This is a genomic window from Acinetobacter sp. NBRC 100985 (assembly GCF_000241225.1).
Lineage (GTDB): Bacteria > Pseudomonadota > Gammaproteobacteria > Pseudomonadales > Moraxellaceae > Acinetobacter > Acinetobacter venetianus.
Window position 1 is genome coordinate 1 of sequence record NZ_BAEB01000036.1, and the last position, 22,937, is coordinate 22,937.

Here is a 22,937-nt window from a genome sequence, read left to right on the forward strand (position 1 = left end):
CCCCCCAAAAGTTTATCAGGCATTTTCCCCCTACTTTTATATCTTTGGGGTTTTATCATTATTGGCTGTGATGATATTTGGTGAAGTCCGCATGGGCGCTCAACGTTGGATTGATATTCCTGGTTTTGGTAGTGTACAACCCAGTGAATTCATGAAAATCGGCATGCCAATGATGATTGCATGGTTTCTTTCACGTAAAGCATTACCACCGAGCTTTTCTCAGGTCATCCTTTCTTTAATGCTGATTGTTGTTCCGTTTTTATTAATCGCTGAACAACCTGACTTAGGAACTTCATTACTTGTACTTGCAAGTGGAATCTTTGTCCTGTTTTTAAGTGGACTTTCATGGAAATTGATCGCTGCTGCCGCGGGCGCTGCAGGCATAATTATTCCGATCGCTTGGGAATTTTTACTACATGATTATCAACGTCAACGTGTTTTAACACTTTTTAACCCTGAGGCGGATGCACTAGGTACAGGTTGGAATATTATCCAATCGAAAACCGCTATTGGTTCAGGTGGTTTTTCAGGCAAAGGTTTCTTAGAAGGTACGCAATCACATCTTCACTTCTTACCAGAAGGACATACCGACTTTATTATTGCAGCTTATTCTGAAGAGTTTGGCTTGATTGGTGTTACCCTACTTATTCTGCTTTATTGTGCAATTATTATTAGAACTTTCCAAATCGGTTTACAAAGCTTCCATAACTATGGTCGCTTAGTTGCGGGTGCATTTGGTTTGTCGTTTTTTGTTTATGTATTTGTAAATGCAGGTATGGTCAGTGGTATTTTACCTGTTGTAGGTGTGCCTTTACCCTTTATGAGCTATGGCGGTACTGCAATCATCACACTGATGTCTACTTTTGGACTGGTTATGTCTATTCATACACACCGATAATGAGGAACTTAAAAAACATATGTTTCATCAAACTTTAAATAAAACTTTTAAATTTTTGACTTTAGGTGCCAGCTTATTTTTGAGCAGTAATTGGGCACAAGCAAACGAGTTTTATACTAATCCGAATTATCCAGCTTTTAAACAAAAAGCGATGACAACATATGGCTTGAGTAGTGAGCAAGTTGATGCAGCAATGAGTGGTGCTCGCAACTTACCTAATATTTTAAATATCATGACTCGCCCAGGTGAAAGTAAACCTTGGTATGAATATCGCTCTATGTTTTTAGTTGAAGGTACAATTCAACGTGGTGCTCGCTTTAAAGGTCAGTATGAAGATGCGCTCAATCGCGCAGAACAGCAATTTGGTGTCCCTAAAGCAGTCATATTGGGTATTTTAGGGGTAGAAACTGGATACGGTGCAAATAAAGGCTCTTTCATTACTCGAGATGCACTTGCGACACTTGCTTTTGGCTACCCACGCCGTGCTGAGTATTTTGGTGATGAATTAGCTGCGCTTATCTCTTGGACTTATAAAGAAGGCTATCCAACAAATAGTATTGTAGGTTCATACGCTGGTGCGATTGGCTATCCACAGTTTATGCCTAGTAATATTCAGAAGCTTGGTGTCGACTATGATGGAAATGGTCATATTGATCTAAGAAACTCTGCTGTTGATGCAATTGGTTCTATTGCAAACTATTTAGCTCAACATGGTTGGCAACGTGATCGACCAATTGGCTTTCAAGCACGCTACTTAGGCAATAACCCAGATAGTATAATTGCAAAGGATTTAACTCAACCAACTCCTTACGGAGAGTTGAAAAGATTAGGTATTGCGCCTATTGATCCACTTGTAAAAATTGATGATTTAGATTTGGTAAATGTCATCCAACTGCAAGATCAATTTGGTCCAATTTACTATATTACTTATCCTAATTTCCAAGTGATAACGACCTACAACAAAAGCCGTATGTATGCAACTGCAGTATGGTTATTAGGCACAGAAGTAGCTAGTCGATAGACTAGCTTTTTTACAACATTCTGAAAAGTCAATAAATTTTTAATTAAAAAAGTTTAAACAATCAGCAAAATTCATATTTTGTTACAATATTGGTTGTTTTTTAACCAGAAACTGTAAGTTTTTGCCCTTTTTGTAACTATTTATCGTTAAAGACTAGACACACTTCGTAAGCGCTGAATATTATCGCCACAAGTTAAAGTAATTGCAAAAGTGAATAATTAGACATGTGCACTATATTTCAAGGTGGTTTTATTGAAATAGAAAAGCATGATCTCTAGGAGTTTATACAATGCAGTTTTCGCTAAAATATATTCTAGCGCTGACGGCAGGCTTAAGTTTAAGCCCGTTACATGCAGAAATGGTACAATCTTCATCATTAACTAATGATGTGGAAGGTTCCAACCTAGCTGCACGCGTTCTAAGCAAAGATTCTCAAAATTTTAATTCTCGTTTCTCTAACGTTAATAGTCTTTCAATCACTGAGAGTTCAGGTGACAAAGTCCGTCGCCAGACGATTGCTGCAAAGATCGATATCCCTGAAGAAGAGCCTTCAGTGATTGAAAAACTGAATACTGTTGCTTCAAACACCGTTCGTAAATTTACCCAAAATGGCGTTGCATCTTGGTATGGTCGTCAATTCCATGGTCGTAAAACTGCAAGTGGTGAAACATTCGATATGAATGCAATGACTGCTGCACACCGTAGCCTTCCTTTAAACTGTTACATCCGCGTAACAAATAAAGACAATGGTAAAAGCGTAGTTGTGAAAGTAAATGATCGCGGCCCATTCCATGGTAATCGTGTGTTAGATTTATCTTATGCTGCTGCGAAGCAACTAGGTATGTCTAGTGCAGGTACAGGCAATGTAAGTATTGAACGTGTTGATGGTCCAAACTCTTAATTTTTAAGTTTAGATACTCAACCAATAAAAGCCACTTATAAAAGTGGCTTTTATGTTTTCAGCGTCTTGTTTTATTTTTGACCGCTATTAAATTCTTCGGTATATTGATGACATAACACATTGTCATTATTGCAAGGAGTGCGTACTGTGAAATCAATCGATGAATGGTTTGATGAGTATAGCGATAGCCACCAAAATCAAACCAATAAGAAAATTCACTGGGTGTGCGTCCCTGCTATTCTATTTTCAATAATTGGCATTCTTTCCCATTTTAGTATGCTACTTACCGCATTATTGCTTGTACTTACTTTAGTATTCTATGCTCGTTTAGATATCGTTTTAGCTGTTGCTATGGCAGCTTTACTTGCTGTAATGGCTTGGTTGATTGTGATTTTACCTGTAGGCGTTGGATTTTATATCGGCGTTTTTGTGATTGCTTGGATTGGACAATTTTATGGTCACAAAGTTGAAGGCAAGAAACCTTCATTCTTTAAAGACCTCCAGTTCCTCCTGATCGGCCCCGTATGGTGTATGGATGCTTATTTAGCTAAAATCCTACCTAAATGGAAATCTCGTCAAAAATTGGCGCTTACAAGCTAATCTAGTGCATATTTAAAAAATTAAAATTTAGGGAAGGTATTATTGATATACCTTTCCTTTATATTTCAACCACCCATCAATATGTTTTCCGCGTGGATCATGATGAGTCCAATGAATAACACCACCTTTTTCGCTATATTCATATTCACCGTAGAACTCAACGATATCTCCTTTTTTAAGCCCCTCTATTCTTGGCGCTAAATCAATATTGTGCGCAATCAGAACGGTTAAACCATTCTCTAGCTTAAGAATCATTTTTTGATGTCTTGAACCTTCATTATCATCAGCCAAGATTGCTTTTACTTCACCTCTGGATTGAGCTTGAATATTGCTGCGTTGCTGCTGATAAGCTTGCATGATCTTTTGCTGATCATCTATGCTAAGTTGTTGCGCAGAATCCTGAAGATCAGAATTATTTAATGCGTTTTGTTTTAAATCTATACCGAAATATGTGGCAATAAGTAGAACTATAATTGCAACGATTACTAAATTATTTTTTTGAGTTTTCATATCAACCTTTTTTATCCAAAACAAATAGCAAAATGCCAATCATATAGATTGGCATTTTAATCTTACAATGTCTGTATCGCTTAGAATAGTCGATTCATACCATTCAAAGCAGCCACACGATATGCCTCAGCCATGGTTGGGTAGTTAAATGTGGTTTCTACAAAATATTTTAAGGTATTGTTTGGGCTATGCATAACGACCTGACCAATGTGAATAATCTCAGCCGCATTGTTACCAAAGCAGTGAATACCTAACACCTCTAATGTATCGCGGTGGAATAAGATTTTTAATTCACCAACAGTATCCCCCGTAATTTGCGCACGCGCTAAATGACGGAAAGATGCCTGACCTACTTCATATGGTACTTTTTCTTCAGTTAGCTCTTGTTCAGTTTTACCGATCGAAGAAATTTCTGGAATGGTATAAATTCCAGTCGGCACATCTTTGATTGGTTTAACATTCTTTTCGCCAACCATGTTAGCACCAGCACAGCGCCCTTGGTCATATGCTGCTGAAGCAAGTGATGGCCAACCGATTACATCACCTGCAGCAAAAATATTTTCTGCTTCAGTTTGATATTGATCATTTACCGTTAATTGACCACGGCTGTTCGGCACTAAACCAACATTTTCCAAACCTAGACCATCGGTATTTCCTGAACGACCATTACACCATAGGATCGCATCCGCTTTGATTTTCTTACCACTTAATAAATGCAGAACGACATGATCATCAAAAGTTTCAAGTCGATCAATTTGCTCATTATGGCGAATCAATACACCTTGTTCACGTAAGTGATAAGAAAGCGCATCTGCGATTTCATCATCTAAATAACTTAATAATTTTTGCTGAGTATTGATCAAATCAACTTTATGATCTAAACCGATAAAAATTGACGCGTATTCACAACCAATAACGCCTGCACCATAAATGATGATTTTTTGAATTGCGAAATCCAAATCAAGGATCTTGTCCGAATCAAAAACACGTGGATGAGTAAAATCTAAACCTTGCGGTTGATAAGGGCGACTACCTGTTGCAATCACAATTTGCTTGCAGATGATCGTGTCTTTGATTCCATCTGGTCCAAAGATCAAAACAGTATTTTTATCTTGGATGTATGCACGACCGTGAAATACATCAATTTTGTTGCGATCATAGAAACGAGTATGCGTATCTACTTGTTGTTGAATCACTTTATGAGCATTACGTAATACTTGTTTCATAGTGAATTGTTTCCATTCACCTACTTTTTGAAACATTGGATCACGTTGATAACGGATAATACTTGATACTGTTTGACGCAATGCCTTACTTGGGATTGTACCTACGTGTGCACAGTTACCACCGAGTTGATCACGAACATCAACAATTGCAACACGTCTACCTGCTTTAGCTAGCTTCATTGCCGCGCCTTCACCAGCTGGGCCAGAACCGAGAACTACTGCATCAAATTTAACAATGTTCCCACCAACGACCTCTTTCTTACGTGGCATTCAAAGCTCCTTTAATTTCTAACCGTTTATTGCTTAATATATGATAACTAATATGCAGCGGGTTGATGTATTTCTCAACCATATATTTTTATATATTCACATTTTCAAAATGAATACCTGTTTTCAACCTAAAAACCTATAAATTTGACTATAATATTCCAGTATTTCAAGTCAAAGGTTGTGGAAAATATATGTCTGAACACCGTAAACCTGAACAGGGTATAAAACTTCGTGGCGCAGAAAAAGTCGCAAGAATTCCTGTTAAAGTTATTCCTACGGTTGAAGTACCTCGTAAACCAGACTGGATTCGCGTCAAAATGACTGCACCTGAAGAGGTTCAGCGTATAAAAACAACTCTACGTTCGCAAAAACTCCATACTGTTTGTGAAGAAGCTGCCTGCCCTAACCTACCTGAGTGTTTTGGTGGTGGTACTGCGACTTTTATGATTATGGGCGATATTTGTACTCGCCGTTGTCCGTTCTGTGATGTTGCACATGGTCGACCAAATGCTCTCGATCCTGATGAGCCACGTCACATGGCAGAAACCATTTCTAATCTAGGTCTTAAATACGCAGTGATTACCTCTGTAGACCGTGATGATTTGCTAGATGGTGGTGCTCAACATTTTGTTGACTGTATTAAAGAAGCTCGTGAGTTAAGCCCAAAAACATTATTAGAAATTTTGGTTCCTGATTTCCGTGGTCGTATGGATATTGCCTTACGTATCATGACTGAATGCCCACCAGACGTTTTCAATCATAATATTGAAACTGTTCCTCGTCTGTATAAGGCAATGCGTCCAGGTTCAGACTATCAGCACTCTTTAAATCTATTAAAAATGTTTAAAGAATACTGCCCTGATGTCCCAACTAAATGTGGTTTGATGGTCGGCATTGGTGAAACTGAAGAAGAAGTTATTGCATTACTCGATGATCTTCGTGCGCACGATGTAGATTACGTGACCATTGGTCAATATCTACAACCATCGAAGCAACATGCTCCAATTGACCGTTTTGTGACACCAGAAGAGTTTGAGCGCTATGCTGAACATGGTCGTAAACTCGGTTTCCGTAACATTTGGTCTGCGCCAATGGTTCGCTCAAGTTACTTTGCTGATCGTCAATATCACGGCGAACCAGTTCCAGCAGTACGTCGTAAAGTTGACCCAGCTAAAAAGATCGCAGTTCAAACTGTAGAAGCCTAAGCTTTGATCCTAATAAAAAGAGAACACAAGTGTTCTCTTTTTATTTCCAAAAATTTACATTGATTATAAATCCAATGGTTCTTAGCACCCGTGAATTCGGCGTGAATAATTACAACATAGAACTCAAATACAGAAAAATCACATAAAAACATTGTTTTACTTATTGCTCCCCCACGAATAACCTATTTACAAGAAAAAAGATCATTGAAAATAAAAAGCTAGAAAATTTTCAGTTTTTTTATTCAAAACTTTTTACTGAGCATAAAACAACACAAGAAGCGAAAACTTTAATTGCGTTATTGGATCAGTTAACGCTTTCTTAGCAAACAATATCAGGATGAAAATAATGAATAAACAACTTGCTACACTGACCGTAACTGCGCTGACGAGTCTGGCACTATTCGGCTGTAACAGTGATTCAAACAATGATACTGAATCATCAAGCTCCAATACCGGTGATACCTTAATTCTCACCAGCAACGGTATGATTAGTTCAGTTGACCGTATGATGCCAAATAAAATCGTATCCAACATGAAAGTTAAAGGTCTTCAATCAGGAGATGAACTTGTAGGTATAGATTACAGACCTAAAAATAGTATGCTCTATGCAGTAGGATTATTAGGAAATATCTATACCCTTAACCCATCAACGGGTGTTGCTACTTTTGTAAAAAAACTAGTTGCTGATCCAAATGATACGACTGACGGAAATGCGCCTTTTAGTAAAATTATGGGTGATGCCAATTTAATTACAGTGAACTTCAACCCAGTCGCGGATCGACTACGGGTCATGACCAACACAGGACAAAACTTACGAATAAATGTTGATACTGGTGCCACAATTACAGATGGTACTCTTAGTTTAACGGGTAGTAGCCCAGCAGTCATTGCAGGAGCATACACCAATGCATTTGACGGTACTGGCTCAACTAAGCTCTATAGTATCGACCAAAATTCTGATCGAATTTATCTACAAAATGCCAATGCAGGCACACTTGGTATATCTACCATGCTGGGTGACGATGTAAATACAAATGGTGGCGGTGGCTTCGACATTGATCCCGTCAATAATGTTGGATTTGCAGCATTAAAACTCAACACTGGGAATTATAAATTTTATCAACTTAATCTTGCCAATGTCGGAACAAGCAATGCTGCTATTTTTGCAATGGGTGATTTAGCAACAAGCTTTAACTCAATGGGTGTTCGAGGTATTGCACTAAAACGGGCCAACGATGCAATGGCACAAGGGTTTGGTCTTACTCAAAATAATAAATTAGTAAGTTTTGCTTTAAATAACCCAAATATGGTGACAGAAAAAAATATTACAGGTCTGTTAGTTGATGAGAAATTTATCGGGATTGATTATCGCCTTAGAATGATGACAGATCATTCAGGAAAATTGTATGGTCTGACCAATAAAGCCAATATTTATACAATTAATACAGATTCAGGTGTTAGCACCTTGGTTTCTTCTCTAAAAGCAGCAATGGGAAGTAGCTATACAACTTTAGATGGTACAAGCTTCGCTGTAGACTTTAATCCAGCGGCTGATCGTTTACGTGTGATAAGCAATACTGGGCAGAATTTAAGAATCAATGTCGATACTGGAGACACCATTAAAGACGGTGATTTGAATGGCATAATGAACGCCAAAGTTACAGCGGCGGCTTATACCAATAGCTTTAAGACTTCAGTGACAGGTTTGGGTACAGAATTGTTTGATTTAGATCAGATGAGTCAAATGCTTCTTAAACAAAGCCCACCAAACGACGGTACACTAAATAGTATTGGTAATCTTGGTATTAACCTCGGAACTGATAATGGTTTTGATATAGCAGGCGGTGACAATGGTTATGCTCTTGCAACGGTTTCAGGTAGTACAGGTCCATCTATTCTCTATCGAATTGATTTGAATAGCGACACCACTATTACCACTCCACGAGCAAGATTTGCATTGAGTGCCGATGGTATGCCAAGCTCAGCAGCCTCTACAATCGGTAATAGCACAACTCCTCCACTCATTGATTTAGCGATTCTTTTAAAATAAGACATAAAAAAACACCACATGATTACATGTGGTGTTTTTTATTTATAAATGCTTAAGCAATATGCTTTTGTACTACGATTGAACCAACCGAATAACCCGCACCAAATGATGAAATCACTGCATATTCACCATTGTTGACTTGCTCACCTGTACGATGCATTGCAATGATTACACCAGCAGAAGAAGTATTAGCAAATTCATCTAAAATAATTGGTGCACGATCTAAATCAGCATCTTTACCAACCACCAATTTTAAAATCAGTTCATTCATATTGGCATTGGCTTGATGCAACCAGAAACGTTTCACTTGTTCAGGTGTTAATTCCAATTTCTCTAATTGCGCAGTAATAATTTTTGCAACTAGCGGACAAACTTCTTTAAATACCTTACGTCCATCTTGACGGAACAATTTATCGTCAACCACTGCATCTTCACTACGGTTTAAGAAACCAAAGTTATTGCGAATGTTATTTGAGAATTGGGTAAATAAATGAATATCTAAGATTTCATAACCTGATTTTGTTTCAGTTTCTTCAATAATCGAAGCTGTCGCAACATCACCAAAAATAAAGTGAGCATCACGAGTACGATAATCTAAGTGACCTGATGTAATTTCGACATTTAGTAATAAAACACGGCGAGCACCACATTTCACAGCATCATAAGCTTGCTTTAAACCAAATGTTGCAGCAGAACATGCTACATTCATATCGTAAGCATAACCCTGAATACCAAGTGCAGACTGAATTTCAATCGCAACAGCTGGATAGGCACGTTGCATATTTGAACAAGCCAAAATAACTACATCAATATCTTCCGCTGTTACGCCTGCATTTTCCATTGCTTGTTTCGCGGCGATAACACCCCACTCTGCTTGCAGGGAAAGTTCTTCATTGCTACGTTCTTGTAAATGTGGACGCAAACGCTTTGGATCCAGAATACCTGTTTTTTCTACGACATAACGGCTTTTGATACCTGATGCTTTTTCAATAAATTCAGGGCTTGAACCACGTAGAGCTTCTAGCTCGCCTGCTTCAATTTTATCTGCATTTTCTTGATTATATTGTTCTACATAAGCATTTAAACTTTCTACCAATTCTTCATTGGAAATAGATTCGGTCGGGTGAAATAGACCTGTACCTGTTATACGGATGCCCATGTAAAACTCCTGTAAAGAATGGTTCTAGCTTTCATCATTGCTCAGTTTAACCGATTGCTAAACGATCCCATAGTTTTTGTAATCTATTTGGCGAAATTGGCATCTTTGTTTTCATCGGTTGAGAAAATAAAGAAATACGAAGCTCTTCCAACATCAAATACAATTCTTTGATTTTAGGATCATTTTTAAATTTAAACACTTTGTCCATCCAAGGATCGACATCATCAATTGCAGCAAGGTCACGTTGTAGATTATTTGGCAAACGATCTAAACGCAATAGCAGTGCTTTCAAATAACGCGGGTATTCCTGCCAAATTTCAGTAGGTCGCGTATAAACAAAGTTAGCTAAAGACATTAAATCAAGTTGGTCCTCAATGTCATCCATACTCCGACCAAAGATAGTTTGATCTAGCACAAGTAACTCTCGACGAATTTGCTGCCACTGTGTAAATATCTCAGTGAGATCACTTAATGCTTGCTGTCCATTGGCTAAAAATTGCTTTTTAGTATCTTGCAACAGTTTTTCAAACTCATCTGCATTTTTAGGAAGCACAGTAATCGACAGCTGTAAAGTTGCATAAACCAACATTTGTTCGAGCTTTGCGCGTTCACCTAATGGTGAGTATGCGAGTGCCAATGGTTTAGAAATTTGCTTTTTCAACTGACGGATCAGATCTCCCAATTGCATATGAATTAGGCGAATAATCCCCTCTCGATGTTGTTTAATCGCTTCTTCTTGATCATTGAATGTTTGAACCACCACGCCAGATTCATCTTTGCTCTCAAGTTCAGCAAATGATTTAGTTGGAACTAAAGCTTGATACTGCTTAACAACAACCCCTGTGACCTTTTGTGACGCCTCAAAAATAAAACTTTCAGGGAATGTTTGAAACTCACCTTGTTGCTGCTTGACAGGTCGATGTGTTTCAACTCGACAACGTGCTTTTAATTCATCTAAATCACGACCTTGTGCAATCAGCTTGCCTTTTTCATCAACCACCTTAATAAAAGGCACAAGATATTGATCAATACGCTCAAATGAAAAATCTTTTTCCGTAATCTGCTCACCACGTAAAGCAAAAGCTAGATAAGTGAATAAATGCTCACGTAAATGCGTTGCATCTATACCTTTGATTAATTTTCTAGCTGTGTCTGGAATAGGCACGAGATTGCGACGCTTATCTTTTGGTAATGCTTTGAGCAATGCTTCGATTAAATCTTGTCTCCAGCCGGGTATGCCCCACGACCACTGTTTCTCATCAACTTGTGGTAGTGCTTGCACTGGAATCTTAACCGTTGCTCCATCTTCATCATGGCTTGGATCGAAGCGATAGCTTGCAGCCAAACGCAGCTGACCATTATGTAGATAATCAGGAAATTGTTGTGTTGTTGGTCGATCATTGAGCCACAGCGCATCATCTTCAACGAAAAGATAACGTGGCTCTTTAGATTCAACTGTAGCACGCCAATCTTCAAAGCTATGACGACTCGCAACATCGGTGGGCACTTTTGCGGCATAAAATTGGTAAATGGTTTCTTCATCAACGACCAGATCACGGCGACGTAATTTATCTTCAACTCGCTCAACTTCTTCTAGTTTGAGCAAGTTATGTTTTAAAAACGGCGGCGTTATTCCTAGATTCCCAGTCGTGAGTGCATCGCGCAAAAAGATTTCGTGCGCTGCTGGTTGATCTACTTTTTCAAAATTAATTAAACGCTTTGGCTCAATAATCAGACCAAATAATGAAATCTGTGCATAGGCATTAACCACACCTGTTTTTTTAGACCAATGTGGTTCAAAATAATGATACTTCAACAAATCTCGCGCAGCTAATAAAATCCATTCAGGATCAATTTTTGCCAAGGTTCGCAGATAAACTTGCGAAGTTTCCACCATCTCAAATGCCATGATCCAAGAGGTATTGGTTTTATGTAAGGTACTGGCTGGAAAGACTTTAGCTTTTTGCTGGCGTACTGCCATAAAGGTATTACGTTCATCGGTTTTATTAGCGATGAATGAAAGCAAACCTGTTAATAATGCACGATGCAGATTTTCATAATTTGCACCTTTTTCATTAAAACTCAACTTCAAACTTTCAGCGAGCTCAACGAGTTGTTGATGTGTTTGTTTCCACTCTCGCAAACGTAACCAGCTCAAAAAGTGCTGACGTGCAAACTGACGACGCTTATTCTCAGATTGCGTATCTGGGCTAGTTTGCAACGTATTCCAAAGTTTTAAATAGAATAAAAAGTCTGAATCAGCTTCTTTAAATAGTGCATGCTTTTGATCTGCTTGCATTTGCTTATCAGCTGGGCGCTCCCGCGGATCTTGAATCGCCAAAGCACTCACAATAATCAAAGCTTCTTTGAGTACACCAAAGTGTGCACCACCAATAATCATCCGTGCTAAACGAGGATCAATTGGCATGCGTGCCATCATTTGTCCGACTTTTGTTAGCTCGTTTTTACGATCATTCAGTGCACATAACTCGATCAGTAATTTACGACCATCATTGACTAAGCGAAAATCTGGTGGTTCAATAAAATCAAAGTCTTCTAAGCTACCTAAGCCTAAACTTTGCATCTGCAAAATCACTGATGCTAAATTTGTTCGCTTAATTTCAGGTTCAGTAAACTCTGGTCGACTCATAAAGTCTTCTTCGCTGTACAAGCGAATACACACACCTGCTGCAATACGACCACAACGACCTTTTCGTTGATTTGCTGCTGCTTGCGAAATAGCTTCAATAGGTAAACGCTGCACACGCGAACGATAGTTATAGCGAGAAATACGGGCAAAACCGCTATCAATCACATAACGAATATTCGGTACAGTTAAAGCGGTCTCTGCTACGTTAGTCGCAATGATGATACGTCGACCTTTACCACCTGGATTGAAAATCTTTTGTTGTTCAGCAAGTGCGAGACGAGCATACAAAGGTAGTACTTCGGTATGTCTTGGCCCATACTTTTGCAAGGTTTCTTGTAGCTCTCTGATCTCTTGTTCCGTACTGGCAAAAATCAAGATATCAGCATGCTCAGGATGACCTTTTCCTTCTGCGTCAGCAAAACATTCTTCTACTGCTTGAACCACTGCTCGGGGTAGGTTTTCTTCAAAATCATCGAACTCATCATCATCACTACCCACGATGCTGAGTTCTGAAATCGGACGATAACGTACTTCTACAGGAAAACTACGCCCTTCAACTTCAAAAATAGGCGCGTCATTAAAATACTGACTAAAGCGATTAACATCTAAAGTCGCCGAAGTCACAATCACTTTTAAATCTGGGCGCTTAGGTAAAAGCTGTTTGAGATAACCCATGATAAAGTCAATATTGAGTGAGCGTTCGTGTGCCTCATCAATAATGATTGTGTCGTATTTAGACAGAAAACGGTCATTGGTTAACTCTGCTAACAAGATACCATCCGTCATTAATCGGACAATAGAATCTTGTGAGCCTTGTTCATTGAAACGAACCTTAAAACCAATCGACTCACCTAGCTTTTCACCAACTTCTTCCGCAATACGTTGAGAAACACTGCGTGCAGCTAAACGTCGTGGTTGAGTATGCCCAATCATTCCAGTTAAGCCACGGCCAGCCAACATGGCAATTTGCGGAAGCTGTGTGGTTTTACCCGAACCCGTTTCACCCGCGACAATAATGACTTGATGCTGCTGAATCGCCTCAATTAAACGATCTGCATATTGCGTCACAGGTAAGTCTTGATTCAGTTTAATTTTAGGCAATCGTGCTAAACGCTGCTTAACTTTATGGTTCGACTTTTCAAAGAATTTTTCGATTTCAGCTGTTTCTGTTTTCTTATCTTTACGCAGTCTATTTAAACGGTGACGGTCACGTGCCATAACCAATTGATCTACATTTAAATGACTCTGCACTGAACAGCTTTCCTGAAAAATAAAATAATCGGCTATTTTACGCCTTAAACCCTTGCTATGCAAAGCAAGTACAGCAATTGAATTAAATCAATTAACCCTTTTATGGCTTGGGTGTACGACCAAAACGATCTCGGAAACGTTTGATGTACCTTTTAAATGGCCAAGTAAACTGCTTCACAAAGCTGTTTGGAATTTTATATCCCACAGTTCCATAAACACTTGCCAAATGATTTGGCATATACACACTTTTAAAAATGACATCATAAAGCGGAATAAATGCAGCATAATTTTTATCAATTGCAGGTTTTTCTGAAGAATGATGCCAGTGATGAAACTCAGGTGTCGCAATCAACCAACGTAAATAAGGAAAACGAAAACGCACATTTGAATGAATAAATATTGCATGGAATGAAATAAAAATTAGATAAGCAAATACCGCAGAGGTATGAAACCCGAGCAGGAAAATTGGTAAAGTCGCAATAAAGCGCGTCATCAATACTTCAACGATATGTAATCGTGACGAAGCAAGCCAATCCATATATTCAGTTGAATGGTGAATCGCATGAAAACGCCATAAAAAGTTAACTTCGTGCATTGCCCGATGCAACCAATACACGACGAAATCAACAACAATCAATAATTCAATGAATTGCAACCAAATCGGTTGTGCTTGTACATAAGGCACGATAGGATTATTCGGTAGATGGGTAATCCAATACTGAATTGGCATCACTGTAAGAAAGGTAAATAATTGAATCCCAATATGACTAAACATGAAATATTTCATATCCGTCACCCAGCCTACTCTTAAAATCTTCTGCTCTGGATTCTTGGCAAAAAAACCTTCTAATGGAATAAATACCACTGCCAAAATCACTAAAGTAAGAACGAAATAATCAATCCCAGCGTAAAAAGGTAAATTAGGTAGTGTCGGTGCTTTAATTAGACCACAGCCTAATATTGCGGCGAATAGTGCAAAACAAATACCATAAAAACCATAACGATTTTGACGAATAATTGAGCTAAATGCCCCAAAACCTACACTCAGAACAATACCTAGCATTAAACTAAAATAAAAAACTTTGTAGTGTTGAACGTAGACTGGACGTAATTCAGGCATCGTCAATACCGTCGGAAACAGAAAACACAGTGCTCCAAATAGGCTTAATAGGCCGAGTGACATTGAAATAAAAGCACTGATTTTTCCAAGTCCAGCATTCAGCTCTAAGTTTTCGAATTTTTCTCTTAATTGATCAGTCATGTTTGGTATAAATTCACTATTTATGCGAGATATATTTATTCGCTCATCACCTTATTATTTCACTGATGATAAATACTATTCATCATTTCAATGATTTAAATTTATTCTAAGATAAACATCTAATGATGTATATGATTAAAAAATAACAAGGCGATTCAAATGCGACCAAAATGACTTATGCGAAACTCATTCAACTAAACAATCAAAATAATTGAACAGAAGTTATTGCAATCATCACAATCTATTAGCCGTCATCTCTTAACAACATATATCGCAGAATTTTTAATAGTATATCTCGGTTTTTTATCTATTTTTATATTTTTTCAATTTTACCCTTGAATTTTAATGGCGCAGGCTGCATGTTGTTATGCGAGTTAGTTTTCGGATGTTTTGTCATTTTTGCTTCATCTCGATGAAGTCAAATAGTGAAATATCCTTGGGTGAAAGTCGAACTTTATTGAGTTATTCAATTTTCCGATTTTAGTCATGTAAAAATACTATTTCCCCAATAACTAAAAATTATTTATTCTTGCTTTCGTAAACAAGTAAGGCACTAGCCTCTCAATAAAACCTCAATCATGGAGACAATGATGAGCTTAATTAATACTGAAGTTAAACCATTTAAAGCGACTGCATACCACAACGGTCAATTTGTTGACGTAACTGAAGCTGATCTTAAAGGTAAATGGTCTGTTGTATTCTTCTATCCAGCTGACTTCACTTTCGTATGTCCAACTGAGTTAGGCGACCTTGCTGACAACTACGCTGAATTCCAAAAATTAGGCGTTGAAATCTACGGTGTTTCTACTGACACTCACTTCACGCACAAAGCTTGGCATGACACTTCTGACGTAATTGGTAAAATCCAATACCCATTAATCGGCGATCCAACTTGGACTCTTTCTAAAAACTTCGAAGTATTAATCGAAGCTGCTGGTCTTGCTGACCGTGGTACTTTCGTGATCGATCCAGAAGGCAAAATCCAAATCGTTGAAATCAACGCTGGTGGTATCGGCCGTGACGCATCTGAACTTCTTCGCAAAGTAAAAGCTGCTCAATACGTTCACGCTCACCCAGGTGAAGTATGCCCAGCTAAATGGAAAGAAGGTGAAGCGACTCTTGCTCCATCTATCGACTTAGTTGGTAAAATCTAATCACTTAGATTAACCAATTTCCAAATAAGCCACTTTTTTTAGAGTGGCTTCTTTTTTGTCTGATATTTTTACTAATCAATGCTTTTTTCGTCGTCTATTTCATAGCAAATTTTTTACAATTCTTATACTTATAAATTTATAGCTAAATTCATTTATTAATTGTCAGCCTCTAAAAGTTGGAGTACTGTCAAATTATGAAATAAAAGAGTTCTTAATATGTAGTTAGTGATCAAACTCAGATGGGGGTAAATATATGGACAAAGCTGTAGTTGTAACCTCTTGGAAATACGATGTTTCTTCTCGTTATCTAAAAATATTTTATAACAATGGCTCAGGAGAGCTATACCACCCTGTTCCAGAGTTTATTTATGACAATTTGCTTCGTTCTACAGACAAAGCTGCATTTGTGCATAAATACCTTGAGTTTGATCTTCATTTTAAACGACTGTGTATATCAACTACTCAGCAAAAAACAGCCCTTCTATAGGGCTGTTTTTATTCATTTACGCAGCTTCAATCTGATCTGTTGCATACTTTTCTAATATCTGCTCTTTGGCTTCTGGATGAATATTAATTCGTTGCAGATCACCTTTATAATGCTCAACGACTCGATCATCCATAATTTTCGACCACCAAGAAGGGATAAAGGCTGGCAGAATTAGTGCACCATAACCTGCTGGCAACTGTGGCGCATCTTCAAAGTGTCTCAACGTTTGGAAACTACGTGTTGGATTTGCATGATGGTCTGAATGACGCTGCAACTGATATAAAAATAAATTCGTTACAACGTTATTATTATTCCAGCTATGCTCGGGCAAAGTGCGCTCATAATGCCCATTGGCTTTTTTCTGACGTTTTAAACCATAGTGTTCGATATAATTGACCGATTCAAACAAGGTTATCGCATAAGCAGCTTGTGTGACTTGGAAAGGTAATGAACGCGCGCCAAATCTAGTCAACATTCCTGCGTGATAAATAGCAGACATTGCCCAGCCACGAATAAGCTCATTTTCCATGCAGAAGAATGGTAATTTTTTACGTTCTAGACGTTTCTTTTCAATTTCAATCGCGGACTTAAAGCTACCTATGACAGTACGTGGTAAGAATTTCCAAAAGGTTTCACCTAACTGTGATGATGCTGGATCTTCAGGTGTCGCTACGCGGCGATGATGACCATAAGGATGCTCAATACGGAAATGGTTATAGCCTGAAGGTGCTAATGCTAAATGTGATAAATATTGTTCTAATTTTCCAGTCTTATGGCTCAACTCATGCGCAGTATTGATTGCAATACCATTTACCATTCCAATCGTTGTTCCTAATAAAACTTGGTCAGCCAGTGAAGTTCCTTTGCGACTCGCAAGATATGTTCCATATAGGTTGGCAGCATATTGCAACGGGATATATAGTTTTACAATACGTGCATAATAAGGATCAGCTTCTAAATCAGCGATGGCACTAATTGGTGGATTTTCTGTGTCTTCACCGATCAGTTTATCTAGCGCAGGAATCACACCGTGTAAAAACATTGGGCCAAAAGATGCAAAGAATTTCTTAGTTTTCTTTGGACCAAACTGATAACCCGCTAAACCGCTCATCGCAATTGCTGGTACTGCCAATCCTAATAACCATAAATGACGCTTTTTATCTTTAAAGGGTGTTGTTACTTGTTCTACATCCAGTTCAGTTAGCATATTCATTAGAATTTCCTCAATCAAACACACTATGTTTTGCTTGAGTTTATTTTGGTCTTTTCAGATGACTATATATTATCATTTTAAGACTTGATATTATCATTTTAAGACTTTACTGAGTTTATATTGTGCAAAAGCAGCAGATACCCGTTATCCCAGCACGTTACTATCTACGTTTGATTGAAATTTTAATCAATACAAATCAGTATGATAACCAATTCCTTTGTGCTTTTAGAGATGAATTATCTCAAACTGAGCTTTTGTCTATTCAACAAATTGAACAGTTTATTGCAATGGGGTTAAGCCTACCGAATACCAAAGACTTAGCCTTTGAACTTGGGAAAAATCTCAAGCTGAGTTCGCATAGCTTGGTCGGCTATGCACTAATGACCAGCCCTAACTTAGAACATGCTTTACGCTTAATCGCACAGTATTTCCGTTTAATCATGCCGAGTTTCAAACTTTCTATACATTCAGCGACAGACCCTCAAAAGATTGAATTATTGTTTGAACCCATCTTACAAATGAATAAACAATGTCTTGATTTTCATACTGAAGCGATTGCTGTGGCGTTTTATTACAGTCTGTTTGAGCTGGCTGGACAACAATTACAACGCTATCAAATTTACTTGAATATTCCCGAGCCGATTTACCAAGAACGTTATCTACATTTAGTCAAAGCACATTTCCATTTTAACTACACATGGCTTACAGGTATCCGTGTCATTATTGATCGACAGCAATTGGCTCTGCCCTTGCCCCTCGCCGATGCGCACAGCTTGAAAGTGGTCGAGCAACGTTGTCAGGAACAACTACAAAAAATTTATCATCAAGGTGAAATTGTAGAATGGATAAGCATGATGCTTCGTCAAGCCAATCAAGTACCGACTCTGACTGAATGTGCGAAGGTTCTGAATATTTCCACCAAAACCTTACAGCGTTATTTACAACAACAAGGTGTGGAGTTCCAAACTTTGAAACAGCAAATTAGTACAGAAAGAGCGATTGATTTACTTGCAAACTCAAACTACACGATTACGCATATTGCTTATGAGTTAGGTTATACCAATCCTGCTAATTTCACGCGTGCATTCAACAAAGTGATGGACTGTAGTCCTCAAGCTTACCGTTTAAAATCGCAAGAAAGAAAGGCTACTTAACCACGACCATACATAACCCAGCACCCACGGGTAAAATAGTGCTCATAAATTTTTCGTCTTGTTTAATCAACTCAAGTAAAGGTTTAACCTCAGCAGTATGTGAAATCACATTATCAATGATGAGCGTGCCGCCTGTGGGCTTTAATAGTCTTTTTAAATCATGCCAGTAGCTCACATAGCTACCGCGTTCCGCATCCAACAAAATTAAATCAAACTGCTCAACACTTTCTGTCAAATAGTCAGCGGCATCACCCACCCAAAAATCAATATATGCTTCTAAGCCAAATTCTTCGGCATATTTTTTAGCTTGTGCACTGCGAAATGCATTTATTTCTAAGGTTTGAACTTTTGCCGAGACAGATTTTGCTGCTTCAGCCAACCATAAGGTTGAATAACCTGTCGATGTTCCGATTTCTAAAATATGTTGTGAATGCTGAGTACGCACTAACATTCCAAGCAGCTTCGCCGATTCAGCCTCAATGTTGCGATAGCGTCTAAGACGGTCTGATTGCCGAGCATCATGTTGTTTAAACTCATCATATAAATCAGCAATACGTTGTAAAAATACTGTGCTGGTCATATCTGACTCTCCATGATGCTCTTATTTAAAACACTGAATCTAGGTCGTTTGAATTAACTTAAAACGAGGAACAGTCTGTCCATCTTCAAGCTGAACGGTTTCTGTAAACATGGTTAATGGACGTACCCACATTGAATAATCACTATATAAGCACTGATATACAACTAACTCTTCTTCAGTTTCGCTGTGTCGAGCCACATTGAAAACTTGATAAAGCTGCCCTTTGTAATGTTGATAGATTCCACGCTGTAGTGCCATGTTGTTTACCCTTAAATTTATGCCATGAAATGATTGCAGTTATATAACAACTTTCAATCTAATCAAATTTTTATACACACAAATGATCATAAATTTATCGATTGCCATATAAATCCAAAAAACCGATTAAACTCATAAAAACATACTGTTTTACCTATTTAACGCTTTTGCGTACTATAGCTTCATTGAATGAATTTAGCAGATTTTAAAGTCTTAGCATTTGGAGAAATACATGTTAGATCAAAATATTAAAACTCAATTAAAAGCTTACTTAGAACGTTTAGAAAGTCCAATCGAGTTGGTTGCTGCTTTAGATGAATCTGACAAAGCAGAAAAAATCAAAGAACTGGTAACTGAGATTGCTGAACTTTCTGATCAAGTTACGGCGCGTTTTGATGGTTCAAACGCTCGCCGTCCTAGTTTTGGTGTAGCTAAAGCAGGTGAACAACCACGTGTGTTCTTTGCTGGCTTACCAATGGGACATGAGTTTACTTCTTTGATCTTGGCATTATTACAAGTGTCTGGTTATGCGCCAAAAGTCTCTGACGAGGTTTTAGCTCAAATCAAAGGCTTAAACTTAACTGCAAACTTTGATGTCTTTGTATCGTTAAGCTGTCATAACTGTCCAGATGTGGTGCAAGCTTTAAACCTGATTGCGATTAATAATCCAAACACCACTGCGACCATGATTGATGGTGCTTTCTTCCAAGACGAAGTGGAAGAACGCAAAATTTTGGCAGTGCCAATGGTATTCCAAGACAATCAGCATATCGGTCAAGGTCGTATGACCTTGGAAGAAATCGTGGCTAAATTAGATAGCAATTCTGCTGAGAAAGATGCTGCTGCAATCAATGCCAAGGATGCATTTGATGTATTGGTGATTGGTGGTGGTCCTGCGGGTGGTACAGCGGCGATCTATGCAGCACGTAAGGGCATCAAAACAGGTATCGTTGCTGAGCGCTTTGGTGGTCAGGTGATGGATACCATGGATATTGAAAACTTTACCACGGTTCAAAAAACGGTTGGTCCGAAGTTTGCGCAAGATATGGAAGCGCATGTACGTGAATATGGCGTAGACATCATGAACTTGCAACGCGTCAGCAAAATCACTGGTGCAGATCAAACAGCCAATGGTTTGGTTGAAGTTGAACTTGAGAATGGTGCTAAGCTTGAATCAAAAACCATCATTCTATCAACAGGCGCACGTTGGAGAGAAATGAATGTACCAGGTGAAGCAGAATACCGTACTCGTGGTGTGGCGTACTGCCCACACTGTGATGGTCCATTATTCAAAGGCAAACGTGTTGCTGTGATTGGTGGCGGTAACTCTGGTGTTGAAGCTGCGATTGACCTAGCTGGGATTGTTGAGCATGTGACTTTGGTTGAGTTTGATACCAAACTTCGTGCAGACCAAGTCTTGCAAGATAAGTTAAATAGCTTACCAAACACTACAGTGATCATGAATGCTTTAAGCACAGAAGTGGTGGGTGATGGTTCGCAAGTCACAGCATTGAAATATAAAGACCGTGCCACAGATGTTGAACATACTGTAGAACTTGCAGGAATTTTTGTACAAATTGGTTTATTACCAAATACAGATTTCTTGAAGAACAGTGCGGTTGAACTCAGCAATCGTGGTGAGATCGTGATCAATGATCGTAACGAAACCAATGTTAAAGGTGTGTTTGCGGCAGGAGACTGTACGACTGTACCTTACAAACAAATTATCATCGCGACAGGTGAAGGTGCGAAGGCCTCTCTCTCTGCTTTTGATTACATGATTCGTTCAGGTTCATAACAGAACACTCAAAAAACATGTGCACGCATTTACATTTCTAGATGTAAGTGCGTGTTTTTACAAGTTATCAACAAATTTTCAACTTTATTCGTCAACGTTTTTATGTTTATATTTTCGCTATCCATACTTGTTGGATGCCACAACGAAAAGGAAATATGAAAATGAATAAATTACTTGTTGCATTTGGTCTCGCTGCTACTGTTGCGCTTGTGGGCTGTAATAAAGATAAAGCGCCTGAAACTGGTGCAACTACGGGTGAGCACTTAGAAAATGCTGCAGAACAAGCAAGCGCTGATATCCAAAACGCGACTGCTACTGCAACTGACAACATCGCAACTGCTGCGGACAATGCTGCTGATCAAATCGATGCTGCTGCTGATCACACAGCTCACGCCACAGCTGAAGCTGCTGCTAAAACTGAAGCTGCTGCACGTGATGCAACTGCTGACGTAGCTGGTGCAGTAGAATCTACTGCTGCTGATGTTAAAGAAAAAGCTCAACAATAATTTATTGTTGATCATTAAAAAAGCCTCTGGAAACAGAGGCTTTTTTAATGGCGTATTAGATTAAGCTAATAAACCTTCGTCACGCATTGCAATTTGAACAGACTGACGCTCAGCAACTTTATTACGTAATGCAATGATGTTGATATATGGCATAAGGTCATGCTCAATATGATTTGACCAATTCGTTAACACAAACAAGTAAGCATCCGCTGGCCCAAAGTTATCGTCAACTAAATAATCATATTCAGACTCAGCCAGATGATTATCAATATATTTCAATAAACGATCTACCTCAGCATAAGCTTTAGTTTTCTCATCATCAGTTAAATGACCACCAAAGAACACCGCATAAGCATCGTGCAATTCAGAATTTAAATAACCTAACCACTCTAGAACTTTAGCACGCCCCATTCCAGATGGCGGGATAAGATCCTGTTTAGGATCATGCTGAGCAAGAAATGGTAAAATCGCAACGTTTTCAGTCAAAATCAAACCCGGATTAATCTCTAGAGCAGGCACGTAACCTTTTGGATTAATCTCATAATAATCTGAACCTTTTGAAGTTTTATGAGTCTTTAAGTCAACTTTTTCTAAATCAAAATCTACGTTTATTTCATTTAAGATAATATGTGCTGCTAAAGAACATGCGCCTGGTGAATAATACAACTTCATATCTAATCCTTGTTTTCTAATAACTATTTATGCTCTTGAACATTCAAACGAAACCCGAGAGACAGATATAGACTCACATTTAAAATAACTTTAAAGCTAAAAATATCTACACA

Annotated in this window: 20 protein-coding genes; 11 read left to right on the forward strand and 9 right to left on the reverse strand. The window is 38.4% G+C overall.

Annotated elements, in window-relative coordinates; genetic code table 11:
* The 4 genes from rodA to ACT4_RS12935 all read left to right on the forward strand — a co-directional run.
* Positions 1–898, forward strand: an 898-nt coding sequence (gene rodA / locus ACT4_RS12920) for a rod shape-determining protein RodA (protein WP_007482788.1), incomplete at its 5' end; no start/stop codon positions are given.
* A gap of 19 nt (positions 899–917) precedes the next feature.
* Positions 918–1,919 carry a lytic murein transglycosylase B gene (gene mltB / locus ACT4_RS12925; RefSeq protein ID WP_007482789.1) on the forward strand — a complete coding sequence of 334 codons (1,002 nt, stop codon included), beginning with the start codon at positions 918–920 and terminating at the stop codon, positions 1,917–1,919.
* Between the two features lie 289 nt (positions 1,920–2,208).
* Positions 2,209–2,820 carry a septal ring lytic transglycosylase RlpA family protein gene (locus ACT4_RS12930; protein WP_004880143.1) on the forward strand — a complete coding sequence of 204 codons (612 nt, stop codon included), beginning with the start codon at positions 2,209–2,211 and terminating at the stop codon, positions 2,818–2,820.
* A gap of 147 nt (positions 2,821–2,967) precedes the next feature.
* Positions 2,968–3,420: a DUF962 domain-containing protein gene (locus tag ACT4_RS12935; RefSeq protein ID WP_004880144.1), complete on the forward strand. Its 453-nt coding sequence runs from the start codon at positions 2,968–2,970 to the stop codon at positions 3,418–3,420.
* 39 nt (positions 3,421–3,459) lie between these two features.
* On the opposite strand, the gene ACT4_RS12940 is transcribed toward ACT4_RS12935, so the two are convergent.
* Both ACT4_RS12940 and sthA read right to left on the reverse strand, forming a co-directional pair.
* A complete protein-coding gene (locus tag ACT4_RS12940; RefSeq protein WP_004880146.1) occupies positions 3,460–3,930 on the reverse strand; it encodes a DUF3465 domain-containing protein in 471 nt (156 codons plus the stop codon).
* An 80-nt stretch (positions 3,931–4,010) separates the two neighbouring features.
* Positions 4,011–5,426, reverse strand: coding sequence for a Si-specific NAD(P)(+) transhydrogenase (gene sthA / locus ACT4_RS12945; RefSeq protein ID WP_004880147.1), 1,416 nt, complete (start codon positions 5,424–5,426; stop codon positions 4,011–4,013).
* A gap of 191 nt (positions 5,427–5,617) precedes the next feature.
* On the opposite strand from sthA, the gene lipA reads away from it, so the two are divergent.
* Together lipA and ACT4_RS12955 are read left to right on the forward strand one after the other, a co-directional pair.
* The gene (gene lipA, locus ACT4_RS12950; RefSeq protein WP_007482791.1) at positions 5,618–6,631 is read left to right on the forward strand and encodes a lipoyl synthase; all 1,014 of its coding nucleotides are present in this window, start codon (positions 5,618–5,620) and stop codon (positions 6,629–6,631) included.
* Positions 6,632–6,977: 346 nt separating this feature from the next.
* On the forward strand, positions 6,978–8,681 hold the full coding sequence (locus ACT4_RS12955) for a DUF4394 domain-containing protein (protein WP_007482792.1): 1,704 nt from the start codon (positions 6,978–6,980) through the stop codon (positions 8,679–8,681).
* 52 nt (positions 8,682–8,733) lie between these two features.
* Here ACT4_RS12955 and ACT4_RS12960 read toward each other — a convergent pair whose 3' ends face one another.
* The 3 genes from ACT4_RS12960 to ACT4_RS12970 all read right to left on the reverse strand — a co-directional run bounded on the left by ACT4_RS12960 (position 8,734) and on the right by ACT4_RS12970 (position 15,002).
* Positions 8,734–9,840: a beta-ketoacyl-ACP synthase III gene (locus ACT4_RS12960; RefSeq protein ID WP_007482793.1), complete on the reverse strand. Its 1,107-nt coding sequence runs from the start codon at positions 9,838–9,840 to the stop codon at positions 8,734–8,736.
* Positions 9,841–9,886: 46 nt separating this feature from the next.
* Positions 9,887–13,741 (reverse strand): ATP-dependent RNA helicase HrpA, encoded by a 3,855-nt coding sequence (hrpA, locus tag ACT4_RS12965; protein WP_007482794.1) that lies wholly within the window; start codon positions 13,739–13,741, stop codon positions 9,887–9,889.
* Positions 13,742–13,841: 100 nt separating this feature from the next.
* Positions 13,842–15,002 carry a sterol desaturase family protein gene (locus ACT4_RS12970; RefSeq protein ID WP_007482796.1) on the reverse strand — a complete coding sequence of 387 codons (1,161 nt, stop codon included), beginning with the start codon at positions 15,000–15,002 and terminating at the stop codon, positions 13,842–13,844.
* Positions 15,003–15,592: 590 nt separating this feature from the next.
* On the opposite strand from ACT4_RS12970, the gene ahpC reads away from it, so the two are divergent.
* Together ahpC and ACT4_RS12980 are read left to right on the forward strand one after the other, a co-directional pair.
* Positions 15,593–16,156, forward strand: a complete 564-nt coding sequence (gene ahpC, locus ACT4_RS12975) for an alkyl hydroperoxide reductase subunit C (protein ID WP_004880160.1) — start codon at positions 15,593–15,595, stop codon at positions 16,154–16,156.
* A 253-nt stretch (positions 16,157–16,409) separates the two neighbouring features.
* Complete coding sequence (locus ACT4_RS12980) at positions 16,410–16,643, forward strand: KTSC domain-containing protein (RefSeq protein ID WP_004880161.1); 234 nt, start codon at positions 16,410–16,412, stop codon at positions 16,641–16,643.
* 16 nt (positions 16,644–16,659) lie between these two features.
* Here ACT4_RS12980 and ACT4_RS12985 read toward each other — a convergent pair whose 3' ends face one another.
* Positions 16,660–17,856, reverse strand: a complete 1,197-nt coding sequence (locus ACT4_RS12985; RefSeq protein ID WP_007482798.1) for an alkane 1-monooxygenase — start codon at positions 17,854–17,856, stop codon at positions 16,660–16,662.
* Positions 17,857–17,978: 122 nt separating this feature from the next.
* Here ACT4_RS12985 and ACT4_RS12990 point away from each other — a divergent pair, with 122 nt between their 5' ends.
* A complete protein-coding gene (locus ACT4_RS12990) occupies positions 17,979–19,010 on the forward strand; it encodes an AraC family transcriptional regulator (RefSeq protein WP_007482799.1) in 1,032 nt (343 codons plus the stop codon).
* Here the strand turns inward: ACT4_RS12990 and ACT4_RS12995 are convergent.
* Together ACT4_RS12995 and ACT4_RS13000 are read right to left on the reverse strand one after the other, a co-directional pair.
* Positions 19,003–19,590, reverse strand: coding sequence for an O-methyltransferase (locus ACT4_RS12995; protein WP_007482800.1), 588 nt, complete (start codon positions 19,588–19,590; stop codon positions 19,003–19,005). The two genes, ACT4_RS12990 and ACT4_RS12995, sit on opposite strands and share 8 nt — an antisense overlap.
* 39 nt (positions 19,591–19,629) lie before the next feature.
* A complete protein-coding gene (locus tag ACT4_RS13000; protein WP_004880168.1) occupies positions 19,630–19,848 on the reverse strand; it encodes a DUF1653 domain-containing protein in 219 nt (72 codons plus the stop codon).
* Positions 19,849–20,080: 232 nt separating this feature from the next.
* Here ACT4_RS13000 and ahpF point away from each other — a divergent pair, with 232 nt between their 5' ends.
* Positions 20,081–21,646, forward strand: a complete 1,566-nt coding sequence (gene ahpF / locus ACT4_RS13005) for an alkyl hydroperoxide reductase subunit F (RefSeq protein ID WP_007482802.1) — start codon at positions 20,081–20,083, stop codon at positions 21,644–21,646.
* A 161-nt stretch (positions 21,647–21,807) separates the two neighbouring features.
* Positions 21,808–22,152, forward strand: coding sequence for a hypothetical protein (locus ACT4_RS13010; RefSeq protein ID WP_004880170.1), 345 nt, complete (start codon positions 21,808–21,810; stop codon positions 22,150–22,152).
* Positions 22,153–22,212: 60 nt separating this feature from the next.
* On the opposite strand, the gene ACT4_RS13015 is transcribed toward ACT4_RS13010, so the two are convergent.
* Positions 22,213–22,824, reverse strand: coding sequence for a glutathione binding-like protein (locus ACT4_RS13015; RefSeq protein ID WP_007482805.1), 612 nt, complete (start codon positions 22,822–22,824; stop codon positions 22,213–22,215).
* Positions 22,825–22,937: the final 113 nt, after the last annotated feature.